The organism is Haloarcula sp. KBTZ06, from assembly GCF_048595605.1.
GTDB classification, from domain to species: domain Archaea; phylum Halobacteriota; class Halobacteria; order Halobacteriales; family Haloarculaceae; genus Haloarcula; species Haloarcula hispanica.
On the sequence record NZ_CP184337.1, the window covers coordinates 2,840,831 to 2,858,550 of the forward strand.

General features: G+C 65.8%; 21 protein-coding genes. 6 read left to right on the top strand and 15 right to left on the bottom strand.

All coding sequences use genetic code 11. The features are described from left to right. Nucleotides 1–18: 18 nt before the first annotated feature. Nucleotides 19–1,257, top strand: coding sequence for a carboxypeptidase regulatory-like domain-containing protein (locus tag ACNO8S_RS14825; protein ID WP_420182189.1), 1,239 nt, complete (start codon nucleotides 19–21; stop codon nucleotides 1,255–1,257). A gap of 38 nt (nucleotides 1,258–1,295) precedes the next feature. Beyond that, entirely contained in the window at nucleotides 1,296–2,381 is a 1,086-nt protein-coding gene (locus ACNO8S_RS14830) for an aminomethyltransferase family protein (protein ID WP_420182190.1), read from the top strand. 6 nt (nucleotides 2,382–2,387) lie between these two features. Here the strand turns inward: ACNO8S_RS14830 and ACNO8S_RS14835 are convergent, their stop codons facing one another. From ACNO8S_RS14835 to ACNO8S_RS14855, 5 genes are all read right to left on the bottom strand, one after another. Continuing rightward, a complete protein-coding gene (locus ACNO8S_RS14835) occupies nucleotides 2,388–2,990 on the bottom strand; it encodes an IMPACT family protein (protein WP_014041592.1) in 603 nt (200 codons plus the stop codon). A gap of 58 nt (nucleotides 2,991–3,048) precedes the next feature. Beyond that, a complete protein-coding gene (locus ACNO8S_RS14840; protein ID WP_014041593.1) occupies nucleotides 3,049–3,384 on the bottom strand; it encodes a 2Fe-2S iron-sulfur cluster binding domain-containing protein in 336 nt (111 codons plus the stop codon). Then, nucleotides 3,384–3,887, bottom strand: a complete 504-nt coding sequence (locus ACNO8S_RS14845; protein WP_005536977.1) for an ACT domain-containing protein — start codon at nucleotides 3,885–3,887, stop codon at nucleotides 3,384–3,386. The genes ACNO8S_RS14840 and ACNO8S_RS14845 overlap by 1 nt, the downstream gene beginning before the upstream one ends. A gap of 66 nt (nucleotides 3,888–3,953) precedes the next feature. Next, nucleotides 3,954–4,541: an imidazoleglycerol-phosphate dehydratase HisB gene (hisB, locus tag ACNO8S_RS14850; protein WP_129755748.1), complete on the bottom strand. Its 588-nt coding sequence runs from the start codon at nucleotides 4,539–4,541 to the stop codon at nucleotides 3,954–3,956. A gap of 58 nt (nucleotides 4,542–4,599) precedes the next feature. Continuing rightward, nucleotides 4,600–5,361, bottom strand: a complete 762-nt coding sequence (locus tag ACNO8S_RS14855) for an alpha/beta fold hydrolase (protein ID WP_420182191.1) — start codon at nucleotides 5,359–5,361, stop codon at nucleotides 4,600–4,602. Nucleotides 5,362–5,443: 82 nt separating this feature from the next. On the opposite strand from ACNO8S_RS14855, the gene ACNO8S_RS14860 reads away from it, so the two are divergent. Further along, complete coding sequence (locus ACNO8S_RS14860; protein WP_420182192.1) at nucleotides 5,444–7,306, top strand: cation:proton antiporter; 1,863 nt, start codon at nucleotides 5,444–5,446, stop codon at nucleotides 7,304–7,306. A 17-nt stretch (nucleotides 7,307–7,323) separates the two neighbouring features. Here ACNO8S_RS14860 and ACNO8S_RS14865 read toward each other — a convergent pair whose 3' ends face one another. The 4 genes from ACNO8S_RS14865 to ACNO8S_RS14880 all read right to left on the bottom strand — a co-directional run bounded on the left by ACNO8S_RS14865 (nucleotide 7,324) and on the right by ACNO8S_RS14880 (nucleotide 12,412). Next, on the bottom strand, nucleotides 7,324–7,515 hold the full coding sequence (locus ACNO8S_RS14865) for a DUF7511 domain-containing protein (protein WP_014041598.1): 192 nt from the start codon (nucleotides 7,513–7,515) through the stop codon (nucleotides 7,324–7,326). A gap of 349 nt (nucleotides 7,516–7,864) precedes the next feature. Beyond that, nucleotides 7,865–10,648, bottom strand: coding sequence for an alanine--tRNA ligase (gene alaS, locus ACNO8S_RS14870; RefSeq protein WP_151102651.1), 2,784 nt, complete (start codon nucleotides 10,646–10,648; stop codon nucleotides 7,865–7,867). A 64-nt stretch (nucleotides 10,649–10,712) separates the two neighbouring features. Next, nucleotides 10,713–11,342 (bottom strand): archaellin/type IV pilin N-terminal domain-containing protein, encoded by a 630-nt coding sequence (locus tag ACNO8S_RS14875; RefSeq protein WP_420182193.1) that lies wholly within the window; start codon nucleotides 11,340–11,342, stop codon nucleotides 10,713–10,715. 92 nt (nucleotides 11,343–11,434) lie between these two features. Then, complete coding sequence (locus tag ACNO8S_RS14880) at nucleotides 11,435–12,412, bottom strand: replication factor C small subunit (protein WP_420182194.1); 978 nt, start codon at nucleotides 12,410–12,412, stop codon at nucleotides 11,435–11,437. A 78-nt stretch (nucleotides 12,413–12,490) separates the two neighbouring features. Here ACNO8S_RS14880 and samp2 point away from each other — a divergent pair, with 78 nt between their 5' ends. Together samp2 and ACNO8S_RS14890 are read left to right on the top strand one after the other, a co-directional pair. Continuing rightward, the gene (gene samp2, locus ACNO8S_RS14885; protein WP_044952087.1) at nucleotides 12,491–12,691 is read left to right on the top strand and encodes a ubiquitin-like small modifier protein SAMP2; all 201 of its coding nucleotides are present in this window, start codon (nucleotides 12,491–12,493) and stop codon (nucleotides 12,689–12,691) included. A gap of 27 nt (nucleotides 12,692–12,718) precedes the next feature. Beyond that, the gene (locus ACNO8S_RS14890; protein ID WP_420182195.1) at nucleotides 12,719–13,111 is read left to right on the top strand and encodes a GNAT family N-acetyltransferase; all 393 of its coding nucleotides are present in this window, start codon (nucleotides 12,719–12,721) and stop codon (nucleotides 13,109–13,111) included. Between the two features lie 66 nt (nucleotides 13,112–13,177). Here ACNO8S_RS14890 and ACNO8S_RS14895 read toward each other — a convergent pair whose 3' ends face one another. From ACNO8S_RS14895 to larB, 5 genes are all read right to left on the bottom strand, one after another. Continuing rightward, a complete protein-coding gene (locus tag ACNO8S_RS14895) occupies nucleotides 13,178–13,630 on the bottom strand; it encodes a pyridoxamine 5'-phosphate oxidase family protein (RefSeq protein WP_420182196.1) in 453 nt (150 codons plus the stop codon). Between the two features lie 24 nt (nucleotides 13,631–13,654). After that, nucleotides 13,655–15,052, bottom strand: a complete 1,398-nt coding sequence (locus tag ACNO8S_RS14900) for a phosphoglucomutase/phosphomannomutase family protein (protein ID WP_420182197.1) — start codon at nucleotides 15,050–15,052, stop codon at nucleotides 13,655–13,657. Between the two features lie 138 nt (nucleotides 15,053–15,190). Continuing rightward, nucleotides 15,191–15,475 (bottom strand): GIY-YIG nuclease family protein, encoded by a 285-nt coding sequence (locus tag ACNO8S_RS14905; protein ID WP_050007393.1) that lies wholly within the window; start codon nucleotides 15,473–15,475, stop codon nucleotides 15,191–15,193. Between the two features lie 27 nt (nucleotides 15,476–15,502). Further along, on the bottom strand, nucleotides 15,503–15,652 hold the full coding sequence (locus ACNO8S_RS14910; protein WP_420182198.1) for a DUF7563 family protein: 150 nt from the start codon (nucleotides 15,650–15,652) through the stop codon (nucleotides 15,503–15,505). A gap of 102 nt (nucleotides 15,653–15,754) precedes the next feature. Further along, entirely contained in the window at nucleotides 15,755–16,519 is a 765-nt protein-coding gene (larB, locus tag ACNO8S_RS14915) for a nickel pincer cofactor biosynthesis protein LarB (protein ID WP_420182199.1), read from the bottom strand. 288 nt (nucleotides 16,520–16,807) lie between these two features. Between larB and ACNO8S_RS14920 the strand changes: the two genes are divergently transcribed. Then, on the top strand, nucleotides 16,808–16,975 hold the full coding sequence (locus ACNO8S_RS14920; protein ID WP_004517708.1) for a hypothetical protein: 168 nt from the start codon (nucleotides 16,808–16,810) through the stop codon (nucleotides 16,973–16,975). A gap of 48 nt (nucleotides 16,976–17,023) precedes the next feature. Here the strand turns inward: ACNO8S_RS14920 and rpiA are convergent, their stop codons facing one another. After that, the gene (rpiA, locus tag ACNO8S_RS14925) at nucleotides 17,024–17,710 is read right to left on the bottom strand and encodes a ribose-5-phosphate isomerase RpiA (protein ID WP_420182200.1); all 687 of its coding nucleotides are present in this window, start codon (nucleotides 17,708–17,710) and stop codon (nucleotides 17,024–17,026) included. Nucleotides 17,711–17,720: the final 10 nt, after the last annotated feature.

A 17,720-nucleotide genomic window follows, 5' to 3' on the forward strand; every position in this document is an offset into this window, starting at 1 on the left:
CTCTTTTATTGATCAGGTATGCTCGACCATCGAACAGTGTTAACAATTGTGATGCTGGCGCTGCTGGTAGGGTCCGGAGCGGTGGCGGGAACAGCCGCTGCACAGTCGCAGGTGACGCTCACCATCACCGTGGTCGATCAGGACGGCGACCCGCTCAGTGGTATCGATATCTCGGCGACGTGGGACGACGGCGCAGGCGGGCCGTCCAATGAGACGACGCGGGCAAGCGGGCAGGCACTCATCGATGTCCCCGAGGGGGCGAACGTCTCCCTCCGGATAGACGACGACGAGTACGTCCGAAACGTCCCGTACGTCGTCGAGGACGCCGAGGCGGAGTCCATCGAGGTGGCGGTCTCGGAGTCAGCGACGGCCACAGTCAACGCGGTGAAGGCGGACGGCCAGCCGGCTGAGAACGCTCGCATCCGGCTGTATCGAGACGGGAACTACGTGGTCGACATGAATGCAGGTAGCGACGGGACCATCACGACACAGCCCGTCGAAGAAGGCGAGTACAGCGTCATCGTCACCAAGCCGGGGTTCTACCGTAACCTGACGACCGTGCCCGTCTCCGGCGAGACAACGACGACGGTCCGGATTCGTGAAGGGTCGGTCCTGCTGCAGGCCGAAGTCGTCGACGATCACTTCGACGACCCGAGACCGATCCGAGGTGCGAACCTTCAGGTCGAATCGGACAACGGGTTCGACGGGACGGTGCCGACGCTCTCCGACGGAACGGCGTCGGTCAGCGTCCCGGTCAACGACCGCTACGACGTCACAGTGACCAAAGAGGGCTACGAGACGGTCGAGAGACGCGTCAGCGTGGCTGAAGACGAAAAGTCGATCGACGTGGATATCCGGCGCACTCCGGAGATCACGCTCTCCCCCGATAACAGACAGGTCGTCGTCAACGCAACCGTCGGTCTCACGGTCACCGACGAATACGACGAGCCGGTTCCGAACGCGACCGTGTCTCGGAACGGTACCGAGGTCGGACAGACCGACGCGGACGGCGAAATAACCGCGACGGTCCCGACGGCCGGCAACGTCACGTTCACCGCGACAGCTGCCGACCTCACCACGACGACGAACGTTACCGCGTTCAGACCGGACGGGGAGACGACGAACGGGGCAGCCAGAGCACCGGAACAGACGCAGACGGAGACCGAAACGACGGACGGCAGCGGTCCGGGCTTCACTGTCGCTCTGACGATAGCCGCACTGCTCGCGGTGACCGCCCTCGCACACCGACGCCGCTAACGGGACGTTTTTCCCCGCGAGGGCCGCATACCCGTACAATGACTGTTCTCGAGTCCGTTCACGAGGCCCACGAAGCGACGTTCAGGGAGGTCGGTGGTCGGCGCGTTGTCGACAACTACGGGCGACCGGAGCGGACCCACCGCGCGGTTCGGAACGTCGTCGGGGCGATGGAGTACGGCTACGGCGTGATCGTCGTCACCGGCGAGGACCGCGTCGACTACGTCGACAACGCCGTCTCGAACCGCGTGCCAGACGATGACGGCGCGGGCTGTTACGCGCTCTTGCTCGACCCCGACGGCCGCGTCGACACGGACATGTACGTGTACAACGCCGGCGAGCGCCTGCTCGTGTTCACACCGCCCCAGAAAGCCGAGGACCTTGCCGCGGAGTGGGCGGACAAGACGTTCATTCAGGACGTCGAGTTCGAGGAGGCAACCGACGACTTCGCCGTCTTCGGCGTCCATGGGCCGAAAGCGACAGAGAAGATCGCCAGCGTCCTCCACCAGACCGGAACCCCGCCAGCACCGCTGACCTTCGAGCGCGGCGAACTCGGCGACGCCGGCGTTTCCGTCATCCGGACGGACAACCTCGCCGGTGAGGAGAGCTACGACGTGGTCTGTAGCGCTGACGACGCCGAGGCTGTCTTCGACACGCTGGTCAACCGGGGGCTCAACGCCGTCCCCTTCGGCTACCGGACCTGGGAGACGCTGACGTTAGAGGCCGGGACGCCGCTGTTCGACAGCGAAATCGAGGGGGCGCTTCCAAACAATCTGGGCCTGCGGAACGCTCTCGACTTCGAGAAGGGGTGTTACGTCGGTCAGGAGGTCGTCTCCCGCATCGAGAACCGGGGCCACCCCACTCAACGATTAGTCGGCCTCGCCGTCGAGGCGTGCCCGGACCCCGGCGCTGCGGTGTTCGCTGGCGACGAGCACGTCGGCGACGTGACCCGGGCCGGCCGGAGCCCGATGCGGGAAGCCCCGATTGCGCTGGCGAATCTCAGTTGGGAACGGCCCGAAGACGCGCTGACCATCCGCATCGACGGTGAACCGGTCAGCGCACAGCAGGTCGACCTGCCCTTTATCGACGGCTCGGCGCAGTCGGCGCGGTTGCCGACCTACGAGTAGCGGGGGTCACGCCAGTTCGATAGCCGCCCGCCCGCTGGTCGCGCTCCGGATTCGGTCCCGCAGGTCGCTCCCCTCAGCCGTAGGCACCCGAACCTCGAAGACGACTTCGGCCTCGTAGTCAGCTGCAAACTCGACGCCTGCTGATTCAAGCAGGCTCCGAACGCTGCCGGAGTCGTCGTAGGCGACGGTTACGGTGAACTGCTCGTGGGGCACCTCCTCGACCACGCCTGCGTCGTCAACGCCCTCTTTCACCGCTCTGGAGTAGGCACTGGCGAGGCCGCCGACGCCGAGGTTCGTCCCGCCGTAGTAGCGCGTGACGACGGCGACGGCGTTCTCGATATCGCGTTGCTGGAGAACGTTCAGCGCGGGGTCGCCGGCGCTGCCGCTCGGTTCGCCGTCGTCGCTCGAATACTCCCGAAAGGGATCGGATCGCACGCGGTAGGCGGGGACGTTGTGGGTCGCGTCAGCGTACTCCTCGCTGACGGCGTCGACGAACGCCTCGGCGGCTTCGACGGTCGCCGCCGGCGCGACGTGGCCGATGAACTCCGAGCCGCGCACTTCGAAGCGCGCCTCGCCGCGGCCCGGAACGGTCAGGTAGCTGTCCGTCACGGCCCGGCGTAGGCCCGGCGGCGGAATAGCGTTTGTCGTTCGCGCTCCCAGCAGTGAGTCAGTCCGTCCTGCCGTCCGGTTGCCGCGACCCCCAGACCCGCTTGTCAAGCAGTTCGACTCTCATTCCGTCCCGAACCCGGAGCTGACAGGAGAGCCGGGGATAGCTAAACCGGTCGGCGAGGTCGTCGTGCCAGTGGTCGGGGTCGGGCGGCTCAGCGAGACGGACGCCGCAGGTGGCACAGATGCCGCGGCCGCCGCAGTTGACCCGTTTCGCGTAGCGACCGTGTGGCGAGAGGTCGGCATCGAGAAGCACGTCCCGGAGGACGGCCCCGCGTTCGGCGGTGAGTTCGTGGGTTTCCCCTCCGGGCGTCTCGACGGTGAGCGTCGCCGGCATCAGGCCAGTTCGATGGTCCGGACGAACGCCAGGCGACGGATTTCGTTGATGAGGTCGCCGGGCAGTTCCTCGTCAGTGATGACGTACAGTTTCGGTTCGTCGGTGAACTCGGGGTCTTCGCTCAGGACCTGGCGGATAGAGATGCCGTGGTCGGCGATAGCCGACGTGACCGTCGAGACGATGCCGGACTCGTCGGCGGCGCGGACGGTGACAGTCACTGCGTGCAGATCGAGCACCGGGGCGAGATCGAGCAGGCTCGGCACGGAGGAGATGTTGCGGAAGATGCGCCGCAGGTCGTCGTCGTCGAGAATCGCGTCCGTCGTCGCGTTGACCACGCGGCGGTCAACGTCGGCCTCGCGGGCGATACCCGTGTTCGGGATTTCGATACCGCCCGAGACGACGCGGCCGTCCTCGTTGACGGAGAACCCCCGTTCCAGCAGCAGGCGGATGACGTCCTGCTGGCCGGGAGAGTCCTCGAATTTCTGCATAATCTCGTCGAACATACGGAAGGATGGGTATGGGGACACTAATCGGTGCCGACAGCGGCCGAAACGGCGGGTCGCAATCGGCTACAGTTCGCCCTTCGTGCTCGCCACGTCGGAGCGGCGCTCGTCGATGCGGGTCGCGTCGTCGAGTGCTCGTGCCAGCCCCTTGAACAGCGCCTCGATCTCGTGGTGAGCGTTCTCGCCCTCGACGCCGCAGTGCAGCGTCAGCCCGGCGTTCATCGACAGTGAGCGACCAAAGTGCTGGGCCATGTGGCTGGTCATCCCACCGACCGAGTCCTGCGAGAACTCGCCGTCGAACGCGAAGTACGGCCGGCCGGAGATGTCGACGACGACGCTCGCGACGGCCTCGTCCAGCGGGACCTTGCGGTCGGCGAACCGGCGGATGCCGCGCTTGTCGTCCAGCGCCTCGGTGAACGCCTCGCCGAGCGTGATGGCGACGTCCTCGACGGTGTGGTGGTCGTCGATGTCTAGATCGCCGTCGCACTGCACGGTCAGGTCGAACAGCCCGTGGGTGGAAAAGGAGTCGAGCATGTGGTCGAAGAAGCCGATGCCGGTGTCGATGGTGCTGTCGCCGTCGCCGTCGACGTCGAGCGTGACCTCGATGTCCGTCTCGGCCGTGGTCCGCGTGACGGCCGCCGTCCGGTCGGTCATACGTATCACCTATCAGGCCGCGTATTTGTGGATTGCGTCCGGCCATCCGGTCCAATAGTTACTCTGTCTGCTCGTCCAGTAGCGCCAGCAATCGGTCGGTCACCGCCGGCGCGTGTTCGACGAAACAGCAGTGGCGACCCTCGACGGCCTCGCCGGTCCCGCGGGGCAGGTCGGCCGCCAGCGACTGCGCGGCGTCCGGCGACACGACGGGGTCGTCCAGCCCGTAGTACACCTCAGCGGGCTGGGTGATCTCGTACAGCGGCGGCGAGTCGAAAGCCGTCATTGCGTTGGCCTGCGCGTCGCGGGCCGCGCCAGTAGCGTCCTCGTCAGCGCGCCAGCCTGCGATCCGCTCCATGAGGTCCGGGTCGTGTTCGCGGAATGCCGGCGAAAACGCTCCTGCAAGCGACGATGGGGCGTCCAGCGCGAGCGCGTCCAGTTCCGCCCGATCCACCGCATCGCCAGATCCCACCGTACAGTACAGCGTCAGCGAACGGGCGCGGCTGTACTGGTGAGCGTATTCGAGCGCGACCATGCCGCCGAGGCCGGCCCCGACGAGGTGGGCGCTCCCGACGCCGTGGTCGGCCAGCACGGCTTCGAGGTCAGCCGCCAGCGTGTCCACGTCGTACGGTCCCGCCGGCGCGTCCGACCGGCCGGTTCCGCGGAGGTCCCACACCACCGTCTCGTAGGGACCGGCGACGGCGTCGTAGTGCCAGCCCCAGAGCCACGCCCCGTACCCCACGTCGTTGATGAACACGACGGTGGGGCCGTCGCCGTCGGCTTCGTAGTAGAGGGACACGTCGCGGTTGCGTGCGGTCGGCATTGGCTGTCGGTTCCTTCGCCGGTGGTGTGTCTCTTTCGGTGAGTAGGTCTTTAGCGCTGGCTGTCGAAGGGCCGCCAGTCCCGTGTCAGGAGCAGCATCACTTATCGGCGCTGTCGTGTTGGTCGTGAGTCTGGGTGTCGCCGCGCAACTGGTCGCCGACTGGCTCCAGATCCCGAGCGTCGCGTTCCTGCTGGTCGCCGGCGTCTTCGTCGGCCCGCAGGCCCTCGACCTCGTCGACCCCGCGATATTCGGACAGGCCGGGCTGCAGGCTATCGTCGGCCTCAGCGTCGGTATCATCGTCTTCGAGGGGGCGTTCCACCTTACCGTCGAGCGAGTCCGTGAAGCGTCCAGGGAGGCGCTTGGACTGGTGACAATCGGCGCGTTCGTCTCGCTCGTCGGAACCGCCGTCGCCGTCAAGGTCGTGTTCGGGACGACGTGGCCAGTCGCCGTCCTCGTCGGGAGCCTGCTGATCGCCACCGGGCCGACGGTCATCACGCCGATCATGCAAGTGGTCCCGGTCAGGGACCGGGTCGCCGCAGCGCTGGAGACCGAGGGCATCATCAACGACGTGACCGCAGCCATCCTCGCGGTGGCGACGTTCGAGTTCGTCATCGCGAGCCAGTCCTCGCCGGTAGTCGTCGTCGAGGCGTTCGTCGCCCGGCTGGTCGTGGGACACATCGTCGGTATCGCCGTCGGCGGCGGTATCGCACTCCTGCTCCAGCGGTGGCACCTTTCGGCGGACAACGCCATGCAAAACGCCCGGGCGGTGGTCCTGACCGCAGCGCTGCTGGCGTACGCGCTGGGAAGCATATGGCTCTCGGAGGCCGGCATCGCGGCCGCCGCCGTTGCCGGTATCGTACTGGGGAACGCCGACCTCCCCCACGAAGAGGAGATCGCCGATTTCAAGGGCGGTATCACGCTGTTTGTCCTCTCGTTCGTCTTCATCGTGTTGGCCGCCCAGCTATCGCTCGGTGACCTGCGTGCGCTCGGGATCGGCGGACTCGTCGTCGTCATCGTCGTCGTCACGCTCGTCCGCCCGCTCGGCGTGTTCCTCTCGACGCTGGGTGGCCGACTGACAGTTCGAGAGCGGATGTTCGTCGGCGCGATGGGGCCGCGCGGTATCGTCCCAGCCAGCGTCGCCACGCTGTTCGCCATCGAACTGCGTCCCGAGAACCCGGATGCTGCGACGGTCCTCGTCGGGACTGTCTTTCTCGTCATCTTCGCGACCGTCATGTTTCAAGGCGGGCTGGCCCGTCACTTCGCGCAAGCGCTCGACATCCTTCCCATGCAAACACTCATCGTCGGTGGCGGTCGCGTCGGCCGGGAACTGGCAGTACGATACGAATCACGCGGCGAGGAGGTCGTCCTCATCGACAGCGACGAGGACACGGTCGAGCGGACGCGGGCCGACGGCCATCGCGTCGTCCACGGGGACGCGACGAACGCGCACGTCCTCGAAGAAGCAGGGGCGAACCGGGCGTCCGTTGTCGTCGCTGCGACCGCAGACGACGACGTGAATTTGCTCGTGGCACAGCTGGCGACGACCCGGTTCGACGTCGACACCGTGGTCGCCAGAGCGAACCAGCCGGACAACGTCGAGGCCTTCGAGGACCTTGACGTCGAGACGATATCCGCCGGCTTCGCCGTCGCCGACGCAATCGACGACGCGGTCGAGCGACCAGCGCTGGCCCACTGGCTGTCGGACTCCGGCCGAACAGGGGACGTACTGGAAGTCGAACTCAGCAACGACTCACTGGTCGACCGGACCATAGAGGAAACCGCGGAGAAGCTTCCGGACGGCTGTCTGGTCGCAATGGTGAGTCGCAACGGCACAGACAGAGTCCCCGACAGCGATTTCCGCCTTGCAAGCGGCGATCACCTGACGCTCGTCTGTGAAACCAACGAGGCGATGCGGGACGCCAGGCGGCTGTGTCAGGGCAAATAGCGGGCGGCACGCGCCGCTCAGCGCAGTTCGTCGAGAGAGACGGCCGCTGACCGATCCGCAGTGACCCACTCGGTCACGGACTGCTGGAGGTCCGAGGGGAAAATCGTCAGCTCCGAGGGGTTCTCGGGGTCGTCGTACAGGCAGTCCAGTTCGAACTCCGGCGCTTCGTCGAGGTCAGTGTCCGACGGGGGCGTCGTGGTCGTACTCATGGGTCAGGTAGCACGGGTGGCACTGCAGTTTTCACACAGTTCGTCGGGAGCACGGCCGCTGGCAGCGGGCACACTGGTCCCACAGCGCCGACACGTCCGTTGTGACCGAACGTACTCGGTGTGAGTCCGAATGTGTGCGATGTCACGTTCTCCGCTCATATCTGCTATAGATGGGCAGTTACTAAAAATACTTTTGGAAACTCACCCAGATATACATAATACAAGTAAATGTAATTGTATCCATTGGATGTATTCGAATCGTTCGAGCAGAATATTCCTCCACAATCGGACAACTGTCCGAAGCAACGGAGTGGAAAGCAGCACTAACGGCGAGAAAACCAGAGACGGTTCAGGCGTTTGCGACAGTTCGCAGGATCTCCGGCGCGTCGTCAAGCGCGTCGTCAAGCGCGTCCGCATCGGGACCGCCGCCCTGTGCAAAGTCCGGCGGGCCGCCACCGCCGCCGCCGACGCGACCGGCGAGTTCGCCGACGACTTCACCGGCGTCGACATCGACGCCGTCGGGCACTGAGACGACGAACTGCGCGCCGTCGAGTCCCGAGCCAAGCACCGCGATGTTGCCTTGCTCGACGATAGCGTTCGCCTGCGCGCGGAGTTCGTCCATGTCGGCGTCGATGCGCCCGACAACGGCGGTCGCATCGCCGACCTCGACTTCTTCATTGTCGCCACCGCCGCTCGCGCGGGCCTCAGCGAGTTGCTCTTTGAGCTGTTCGATTTCTTTGCCACGGGCCTTCCACTCGTCGAAGAACCGCTCGGCAGTCTCCGGGACGGCATCGGGCGCAACGTCAAGGATATCCGCGGCTTCGGTGAGCGCGTCTTCGGTGCGCTGGGTGGCCTCGATGGCCGCGTTGCCCGCGGCGAAGGTCAGGCGGATGACGCCGTCCTGAATTCGCTCGGTGTTCAGGAGCTTGACAGCCCCGATGTCACCGGTTCGGGCGACGTGGGTGCCACCGCAGGCCTGCACGTCGTCGCCGACGGTGATGAGCCGGATCTGCTCGCCGGCCGGGATGCCGCCCTGGTAGAGGTCGAAGCCGTGGCGCTCCTCGGCCTCGTTGCGGTCGGGCCACTCCTGAGAGACGGCGATGTTGTCCTGTATGATGTCGTTGGCGAGGCGTTCGATCTCCTTGACCTCCTCGCGGCTCACCGACTCGTAGTGGCGGATGTCGATGCGGGCGGAGTCAGTGCCCTTCTGGGCACCGGCCTGTCTGACGTGCTCGCCGAGTACCTGCCGGGCGCTGTGGATGACGATGTGGGTCGCGGTGTGGTGTTGCATCAGGCGCTGGCGGCGGCTCGCATTGACCTGTCCGCGGACGAACTCGCCCTTGCCGGGGTCGTCGTCGCAGGTGTGGACGATGACGTCGCCGTACTGCTGGACGTCGGTCACCTCGGCGGAGACGTCGTCGGTCGACAGCGTCCCCTCGTCCGGCGGCTGGCCGCCGCCTTCGGGGTAGAACATGGTCTGGTCGAGCACCACGTCGTAGTTGTCGTCGTCGCGGTCGAACACCTCAAGGACGACGGCCTCGAACTCGGTCCGCTGCTGGTCCTCGTAGTAGAGCCGGTCGGTCTCAGGCAGTTCTTCGAGCCGGTCCTCGTAGGGCGTCCGTGACTCCTCGGTGGCGGTGTCGTCGCCGCCGTGTCGCTGGGCGACGACCGCGTAGAAGTCGTCGGGCACGTCGACCGCGACGCCTTTCTCGGCGGCGATTTCCTCGACCATGTCCGGCTGAATCCCGTGGGAGTCGTACAGTTCGACCAGTTCCTCGGTCGGGATCGGCTCGCCCTTTTCGGCGTACTCGTCGGCCAGCTGGCGGACGCGCCGGCCACCGCGGTCCAGCGTCTCGCGGTACTTCTCGACCTCGGTGCGGACGATGTCGCGGATGGTGTCGCGGTTCTCGTAGCCCAGCCGCTCGGCCTGCATGTCGACGAGTTCGTCCAGCGGCGCGTCGACGCCGACGCCGTCGACCAGTCGCTTCGTCCGGCGCAGCACCATCCGTGCCAGATAGCCCGTGCCGACGTTCGAGGGGACGATGCCGTCGCCGAGCATGTACGCGAGCGTTCGGCAGTGGTCGGCGATGGCGTAGATGTCCTCGAGCGGTGCCATCAGGTCCCGCATCTCCGCGACCTCGACGCCGACCTCGGCGGCGATGGTGTCGCGTTCGGCCTCGATGTCTTCGGCCTCGTCGATGTCCATCCGGCCCGCGAGCTTCGCGGCCTCGTGGACGATGCGCTCCTCCTCGTCGGTGAGTTCGATGCCGGCGTTGTCCTTGAGGAAGGCGATCATGTCGGGATAGACGGCCTCGTACACCGTCGGTGTCCCCTGGCTCATCCAGGTCCAGCGTTCGAGCCCGTAGCCGGTGTCGACGATGTAGGTGTCCATCGGCGAGTACCGGTTGCCGTCTTTCATCTCGTACTCGCCCTCTGGGTCCTGCTCCATGGACATGAAGACGAGCGTGGCGAGTTCGGCCCCGCGGTAGATGACCTCGATGGCCGGGCCGGCGTTGCCGCCGCCGACCCACGGGTCCTCGATGTAGACGATCTCGTCGAGGTTCGCCCCCATCTCCTCGAACAGTTCGTCGCAGTACCGGACCGTCTCGTCTTTCCAGTACACCTCGCCCTCGTAGGCGTACTGCTCGGGGTCTTCGATGTCCTCGCGCGCGTTGAACGCGTGGTGGGCCATCATCTCGAAGGCCATCGTGTGCCGGCCCGTCTTCCCGACGTTGTCGATGTCCTGCATCCGGATGCAGGGCTGGCTGATGCACAGCGGGTTCGCCGGCGGCGGCGTCGTCCCCGAGGTGACCAGCGGCTGGAAGTCGTAAATCGACGCCTGGGTCAACAACACGTCGTCGCGCCAGCGGTTGGCCGCCACCGGGTACGGGTCGATGCGCTCGTGGTCACGGTCCTCGAAGAAAGAGAGGAACGCCTCGCGCATCTCCGTCAGCGAGTGGGACTCGTCGAAGCCGGGGTTGTCGATGAAGTCGTACTCCGCACACGGCGGTTCGCCGCAGGTCTCGCGCTCGACACGGGACCAGAACATGTCGCCACAGGAGGCACACTCCTGGCGGTGGAAGCCTTCCTCTTCGAAGTAGTCGAGTTGGTAGGCCTCGTCGAGGTCGCTCATTGGTGTTCAGTTGGCCCACGTTCGCCTAAAACTGTTCCGAAGGGGCCGGCGGTATCCCTGGCCGTCAGAGCGTGACAGAGGATTCCCCGGAGAGCGTCTTCGGTGCGACGACTTCCTCGGTCGTCATCCCGCCGGCTGGCGAGGTAATGCGGAGCGTCGCAGTCTCTCCTTCGGGCAGTTCCTCACCGAATGGCTCAGCGCCAACGGAATTATCGGTCCCCAGGTCGAGCGTGATTCTGAACCGGTCTTCAACGTCGTTCAGCACCGGCTGGGAGCCGTCGTTGTCCTGCACGGTAGAGATAGCGAACCGCCCATCGGGGTTGCCGTCTGCGCCGCCAGCCGCGAGCTGGTAGTACGACCCGCTCGGACCGATCCACTGGACGGTCGTCTTGTCAAGGTCGACGTTGCCTGCCCCCGGTGCCCGCCTGACGACGATGTCAACCACGCCGATCTCGCTGTTGTCGGTGAAGTGGTCCCCGGTCATGCCCACAACCTGGATGCGGTTGGTCGTCGAATCGCTGGACTGTTGCCCCGTCGCCTGGGCGGAACTCTGCAGGAACCCCGCAGTATTGATAAGCACGCCCGCCGCGATTGCCGCGACCAGCACCATCGCGATAAACACGATGAGCGTCCCGATCCCGACCTGACCGCGGTCCTCACCCGTCCCCTCCGTAGATGGTCGTAAACGTTGCATTTCAGTTGTTGATACTCTTACTTTCCTTTCATCATAAAGCTCACCCGCCAGTTATCAGGTGTGAAAAACCGGATCGTAGCGGTAGTACGGCCTTACTCGTCCTGGGCGAGCGAGGCCAGCATCGCTTCGAGTTGCACGCGCTCGTTCGCACCGCGGGTGATCCGGTAGTCGGTTTCGCCGATGCGTTCGAGCACTCGGACTGCCGCTTCGTCGTCGATATCGAACTCCCAGATGGAGCGGTGGAGTTGGTCGATGATGTCACCGCCAGCGATGCCTTCCTCGGTCAGCAGTCTATCGAGGGTCGCCCGCGAGGCGGTGAAGTCGCCGTCCAGCGCCGACTGGACCATCGTCCGGATCTCTTCCGGGCGGGCCGTCGAGGTGATCGCGTACACCGCCGACTCGTCGACCGTGTCGCCGCTGACCGACGCGGCCTGCAGGCCGTTGATGGCTTTCCGCATATCCCCGTCGGCGGCGTAGACGAGCGCGTCCAGTCCGTCCTCGGTCAGTTCGATGTCCTCTTCGGCGGCGATGTTTCGGATTTCCTCGGCGACGGCGTCGTCGGCCAGCGGCGAGAACCGGAAGACCGCACAGCGGGACTGGATGGGGTCGATGATCTGGCTGGAGTAGTTACACGAGAGAATGAATCGGACGTTGTTCGAGAACTGCTCCATCGTCCGGCGCAGCGCCGACTGGGCGTCGCTGGTCAGCGCGTCGGCCTCGTCGAGGAAGATAATGCGGTACTCGACGCCGCCGAAGCTCGTTCGGGCGAAGTTCTTGATTCGGTCCCGGACCACGTCGATACCGCGCTCGTCGGAGGCGTTCAGTTCGAGGAAGTGCTCGCGCCAGTCCTCGCCGTACAGTTCACGGGCGATAGCCGTCGCACACGTCGTCTTCCCCGTCCCCGCGGGGCCGGAAAACAGCATGTGGCTCAGGTCGTTGCGCGAGACGTAGCTTTTGAGTCGCCCGACGATGTTCTCGTGGCCCATCACGTCGTCGAGCGTCTGCGGGCGGTACTTCTCGATCCAGACCTCCTCGCGTCCCGCCCGCGACTCGGACTCGGCCTCACTCATGGACGATGGGAAGCGTGGGCCGGTCTTAAACCCCGCGAGAGTCGACAGTCTCAGGTACGTCGGCGGAGTAGTCGGTGTATGTACGTCACCGTCGAGATCGCCGGCGAGGACACCCACGAACTGGAGGTGGACGCGGATGCGACCTACGCCGACCTGCTTTCGCCGGTCGACCTGAGCCCCCACGAGGTGTCGGTCCTCGTCGATGGCGAGCACGTTCCGACGGATCAGCCCGTCGAGCACGACCACGTTCGGGTCGTCAGGCTCATCAAAGGCGGCTGAACCGCCAAGCAGCGGCCTCTAACAGATATGCACGTCCGCACAGCGACCGCCGACGAAGTGCCGGCGGTGATGAACGTCCTCGACGGAGCGGTCCTCTCGATAGCCGTGGAAACCGTTCGGGCGGGTGCTGAAGACGACGGTACGCTCGTCGCAGTGTCCGACGATGACCCGGCGGCTGAGCGCGTTCTCGGCGCACTCGTACTCGACGACACTCACATCGAGGCCGTCGCTGTCCGTCGGCGTCGTCGCGGGCAGGGTATCGGGACGGCGCTCGTCGAGGCCGCGCTCGACCGGCGAAATTGTGTCACCGCCGAGTTCGACGCTGACGTTCGGCCGTTCTACGAGGCGCTGGGATTCGACGTGACGCCGCTCGCCGACGAAGCCGACCGCTTTCGCGGGACTTGCCGCCGTCGCCGGTGAGCCGATTTACACACCGACCGCACTGCAGTCGTGCGATCGGGTGTGCACCGACGTTCACTGGCGACGCTAGTTCTGTCGGCCGGTCAGCTCTTCGATGGACAGTTCGTACAGCGTCACGGTCATCTCGTCGGTCGGCTCGTCGAACACCCGGATGGGCGCGTAGCGCTCGTTGATTTCGACGGCCTCGTAGGCCGGGTCGCCGTCGGGGACGGCCGTTATCGGCCCCCGGGCGACGATGCTCCACCCGGTCCACGCCTCGGCGTCCGGCGTCGACTCCGTCTCGGTGACGACGTACGACGCCGTCTCGGTGGCGTCCAGGTACCCCGTCTTCTCGCTGTTGCTCGTCTCGCCGAGGCGGAAGTACAGCGACCCGTCCTCGTAGTGGTGAAACACCGGGAAGGCGTACGCGTCGTCCCCGTCAGCCAGCGCGAGCACCCCCTCGACAGTCGATTCGAGGCGGTCCCGGACGGCTTCGTCGGGGATCCCCTCGGTGTAGGCGAATTCGATGTCGGTGTCCATGCGCCGACGACGCGCGCCCCGGGCTTAAACGAGGGGTTCGACCAGGTCCCGACCCGCCTCTAACAGGTCCTCGACGCGCTCCGCACTCGACGCCTCGGCGTAGACGCGGAGTTTCGGCTCCGTTCCGGACGGGCGGACCAGCACCCACGTCCCGTCTTCGAGCCGGATTTTGAACCCGTCGACGGTGTTGATGCCGTCGACAGCGACTCCCGCCAGCGTCTCGGGCAGCGCGACTTCGAGGTCTTCGAGGACTGGTTCCTTGCGGTCGTCCGGGCAGTCGACGCTGATTCGGTTCTGGTGGATTTTGCCGTGTTCGTCCAACAGACGGTCGACGCGGGCGTCCAGCGGTTCCTCGCGTTCGGCGGCGGCGGCGACCAGCGCCACCAACACACCGTCCTTGTTCCGCAGATGGTCCGGCAGGCCGAAACCGCCGGACTCCTCGCCGCCGAACAGCGCGTCGTGCTCGGCCATCGCCTCGGCGACCCACTTGAAGCCGACGGCGACCTCGTGGACGTTCTGGCCGTGGGCCTCGGCGACGCGGTCGACGATGCTAGAGGTCGAGACCGTCCGAACCACGTCGCCCGAGCCAGTTTCGAGCAGAAAGTCGTACATCGCGGCGAAAAACAGGTTCGGGTCCAGATAGCCCCGCTCGGGTGTGACGACGCCGATGCGGTCGGCGTCGCCGTCGTTGATGATTCCCAGCGTGGCGTCGCCGTCGCTGACTTCCGCCACCAGTCCCTCGGCGTTCTCCGCCGACGGTTCGGGCGACCCGCCGCCAAAGTCGGGGTCCCGTACGCAGTTGAGCCGGGTCACGTCGGCTCCGGCCGCTTCGAGCAGGGCGTCGGTGACGCCGCGGCCGCTGCCGTACAGCGCGTCGTAGGCGACCGACAGGCCATCGAGATCGGTGTCGACGTACTCCAGCGCGTGGTCGTGGAACGGACTGATGAGGTCTTCCTCCGCTCGCTCGCCCCACTCGTCCTCGGGGAGCGGGTCGAGGACGGCGAGGTTCTCCTCGAAGGCGGCCGTCCAGTCGGGCAGCGCTGGTGACCCGTCGCCGGGAATGAACTTCACGCCGTTGTACTCCGGCGGGTTGTGGCTGGCCGTGATCTGGAGCGCCCCCACGAGGTCGCGGTCTTTCACCGTCCAGGCGAGGATCGGCGTCGGCGTGTCCCGGTCCGGCAAGAGGACGTCGAAGCCGTTCGCGCGCAGGACATGGGCGAGTTCGTCAGCGAACCCGGGCGAGGTCTCGCGGGCGTCGTACCCGATAGCGACGGTCCCGGTCGCCCCGCGTTCCTGCAGGGTGGTGGCGACGGCCTGTCCCACCATCCGGACCCGCGGCTTCGTGAACACGTCCAGCGTCGCCCGCCAGCCGTCCGTCCCGAAGGCGATCGCACCTGCGTCGACATCCGCGTCGTTGTCCATATCTCGCGGTTCTCAGCCCCTCGACAAAAAATCACGCCCCATCGCAAAACTGTCACTTCACGGCTACCGACGGGAAGAGGTGAGCCTCGGCATCTGAGGCGGTAGCGCTGCTAATTCTTCAGTTGTATCGATAGCGGTTCAGATATCGAAGTCCGCTTCGGCGTCGCTGGATTCGACGAGCCGTTCCTTCTTTGCTCTGGTGTACTGCTTGATCTCGTACTCACGGCTCATCGCTTCGGACTGTGAGTCGAACGACTCGACGTGGATCAGTTCGACCGGGGTTCGGCCGCGCGTGTACTTCGCGCCGTCGCCGGCGTCGTGTTCGCGGACGCGGCGCTCCACATCGGTCGTATAGCCGGTGTAAAAGGTGTTGTCGCTACAACGGAGGACGTACACGTGGTAAGGGCTCCGCGCGGTAGTCATCGCACGATGCTGGTGGCCCAGCGGGCCTCACACTTGTTGGGCGCGCTCTCTCGATACCTCGGCAATGCCAGCGTTCGCCGAGCAGTTCGGACACGCCCGGATGTGTCCGCGTTCGTCCGCGAACACTCGGGCGAACTGGTCTGAGACGTGCGCGCCGCAATGATCACATTCAGGCATCGTGTTCGTCGGCGACACCACCGCCGACGTATACGCGTACGCGCGTTGTTCCCATAGATCTTTACCCAAATACTTGGGTATGTCTGCAGTTGGCGTAGATATCTACGTCCGTGCATCGTCGAGCTGTCTGGCGATTAGGCCGGCCTGTGTCCCGGCGGTGAAGCCGGCGTCGATGTTCACAACGGAGAGGGCGGTACAGGACTGGAGCAGCCCCGAGAGGGCCGCCTCACCCTCGCCACCGTGGCCGTAGCCGGTCGAGACGGGCAGGCCGATGACCGGGACATCCACGAGACCGGCGACGACCGTCGGGAGCGCGCCCTCGCGGCCCGCCGCGACGATGAGGACGTCCTGGTCCCGGAAGCCATCGACCGCATCTATCGTCCGGGCGAGGCTGGCGACGCCGACATCGTCGATACGGGTCACGGTCGCACCCATCTCCTCGGCGATGAGTGCGGCCTCACCGGCCGGAACGGCGTCGGAGGTCCCCGCGGTGACAATACCGACTGACGCGTCCAGCGACGGCCGTTCGAACGCGGGCGTCGTCGCCACCAGCCAGTTCGAGCGGTCGTCCCACCGGACCGTCGCGTCCGGAGCGGTCTCGTCCAACTGTTCCCGAACGGCCGTCGCAGTGGACGTATCCAGCCGCGTCACGATAGCCCGGTCCGTCGTTTCGATAGCTGTCGCCGCCAAATCCGCCACTTCCGCTGCGGTCTTCCCGTCCGCGAGGACGGCCTCAGGAACGCCGGCACGGTCCTCCCGGGCGGCGTCGAACCGACCGGCCCCGCTGGTCGCGTAGCCCGCAAGCGCCGCCTCGGCCTCTACCGGGGAGAGGTCACCCGCCGCAACCGAATCGAGTATGTCGCGCATAGGACCCATTCAGTGATACGGCCACTCCTATCCGTCGGTCCGAGACGAACGAATCGCCCGTTTCAGGGCCGACCTGTGCGAGCGCGCGTGAGCGACGCTCGGCCGGAGTAACGCGACAATAGCCGTCCGGCGCAGCCGAAATGGCGTATTCTGATGGATCTATTCGGACACAAATGCGGATTTATAAGGGGTTATGTGTCGTATAATGCCTCAAACTGCCGGTAATAGGGTCGAGAGCGAACTAATTGGAGAAAGTATATAAGTAACCCCCGTCGATACCTCGTCTGTATGGCAGACCTAATCGTCAAAGCCGCCGTTAAGGAAGAGCTCAACGACATGAACGTAGCGTCCGACTTCTACGACGCACTCGACGAGGAAGTCGAAGAGCTGCTCCAGGACGCAGCCCGCCGAGCCGACGAGAACGACCGGAAGACGGTCCAGCCGCGCGACCTGTAAGGTCGTTTCAAGCAGTGTATTTTTTCGACGCAAGCCGACCAGCGACAGCTACTTCGATAGCGCTCGGACGGTGACGCCGTCAGTAGTGCCGACGTGGATTTCGTCGGCCACATCGACGAACAGCCCGTGCTCGACGACGCCGGGGAGTGCGGCGAGGTCGCTGGCGAGCGCGGCGGGGTCGTCGATAGGGCCGAAATCACAGTCGAGCACGAGGTTCCCGTTGTCGGTGACGACGGGGCCGTCCTTGCGCTCTGCACGGCGAAGTGTCGGGTCGCCACCTAGATCATCGACTGCTTCGGCGACTGTCGAGCGGGCCATCGGAAGTACCTCGACCGGCACCGGCACCGAGAGCGACTCGGCCTCTTTGGTCGGGTCGGCGACGACGAGGAAGCGGTCAGCGCTCGCGTCGACGATCTTCTCCCGGGCGTGGGCTGCTCCGCCACCTTTGATGAGGTTGCCGCCGGCCACCTCGTCGGCCCCGTCGATAGCGAGGTCGACCGACACGTCGTCGAGGTCCGCCAGCGGGATGCCACAGTCCCGGGCCAGCTGACGGGACTGAAATGACGTCGGGACGCCGACGACATCGAGTCCTGCGTCGACCGCTCGCCCGATAGCGCGGATAGCGTGGGCCGCTGTCGACCCCGTGCCAAGGCCGACGGCCATGCCGTCCTCGACTGCCTCGGCCGCCGATTCCCCCGCTGCCTGTTTCGCCGCGTCGGAGCCGCCCTGTTTCATGTGCGGTGGG

Coding starts and splice junctions, on each gene's coding strand:
- ACNO8S_RS14825 (WP_420182189.1), top strand. CDS start 19: ATGCTCGACCATCGAACAGTGTTAACAATTGTGATGCTGGCGCTGCTG.
- ACNO8S_RS14830 (WP_420182190.1), top strand. CDS start 1,296: ATGACTGTTCTCGAGTCCGTTCACGAGGCCCACGAAGCGACGTTCAGG.
- ACNO8S_RS14840 (WP_014041593.1), bottom strand. CDS start 3,384: ATGCCGGCGACGCTCACCGTCGAGACGCCCGGAGGGGAAACCCACGAA.
- ACNO8S_RS14845 (WP_005536977.1), bottom strand. CDS start 3,887: ATGTTCGACGAGATTATGCAGAAATTCGAGGACTCTCCCGGCCAGCAG.
- hisB (WP_129755748.1), bottom strand. CDS start 4,541: ATGACCGACCGGACGGCGGCCGTCACGCGGACCACGGCCGAGACGGAC.
- ACNO8S_RS14855 (WP_420182191.1), bottom strand. CDS start 5,361: ATGCCGACCGCACGCAACCGCGACGTGTCCCTCTACTACGAAGCCGAC.
- ACNO8S_RS14865 (WP_014041598.1), bottom strand. CDS start 7,515: ATGAGTACGACCACGACGCCCCCGTCGGACACTGACCTCGACGAAGCG.
- alaS (WP_151102651.1), bottom strand. CDS start 10,648: ATGAGCGACCTCGACGAGGCCTACCAACTCGACTACTTCGAAGAGGAA.
- ACNO8S_RS14875 (WP_420182193.1), bottom strand. CDS start 11,342: ATGCAACGTTTACGACCATCTACGGAGGGGACGGGTGAGGACCGCGGT.
- ACNO8S_RS14880 (WP_420182194.1), bottom strand. CDS start 12,412: ATGAGTGAGGCCGAGTCCGAGTCGCGGGCGGGACGCGAGGAGGTCTGG.
- samp2 (WP_044952087.1), top strand. CDS start 12,491: ATGTACGTCACCGTCGAGATCGCCGGCGAGGACACCCACGAACTGGAG.
- ACNO8S_RS14890 (WP_420182195.1), top strand. CDS start 12,719: ATGCACGTCCGCACAGCGACCGCCGACGAAGTGCCGGCGGTGATGAAC.
- ACNO8S_RS14895 (WP_420182196.1), bottom strand. CDS start 13,630: ATGGACACCGACATCGAATTCGCCTACACCGAGGGGATCCCCGACGAA.
- ACNO8S_RS14900 (WP_420182197.1), bottom strand. CDS start 15,052: ATGGACAACGACGCGGATGTCGACGCAGGTGCGATCGCCTTCGGGACG.
- ACNO8S_RS14905 (WP_050007393.1), bottom strand. CDS start 15,475: ATGACTACCGCGCGGAGCCCTTACCACGTGTACGTCCTCCGTTGTAGC.
- ACNO8S_RS14910 (WP_420182198.1), bottom strand. CDS start 15,652: ATGCCTGAATGTGATCATTGCGGCGCGCACGTCTCAGACCAGTTCGCC.
- larB (WP_420182199.1), bottom strand. CDS start 16,519: ATGCGCGACATACTCGATTCGGTTGCGGCGGGTGACCTCTCCCCGGTA.
- ACNO8S_RS14920 (WP_004517708.1), top strand. CDS start 16,808: ATGGCAGACCTAATCGTCAAAGCCGCCGTTAAGGAAGAGCTCAACGAC.
- rpiA (WP_420182200.1), bottom strand. CDS start 17,710: ATGAAACAGGGCGGCTCCGACGCGGCGAAACAGGCAGCGGGGGAATCG.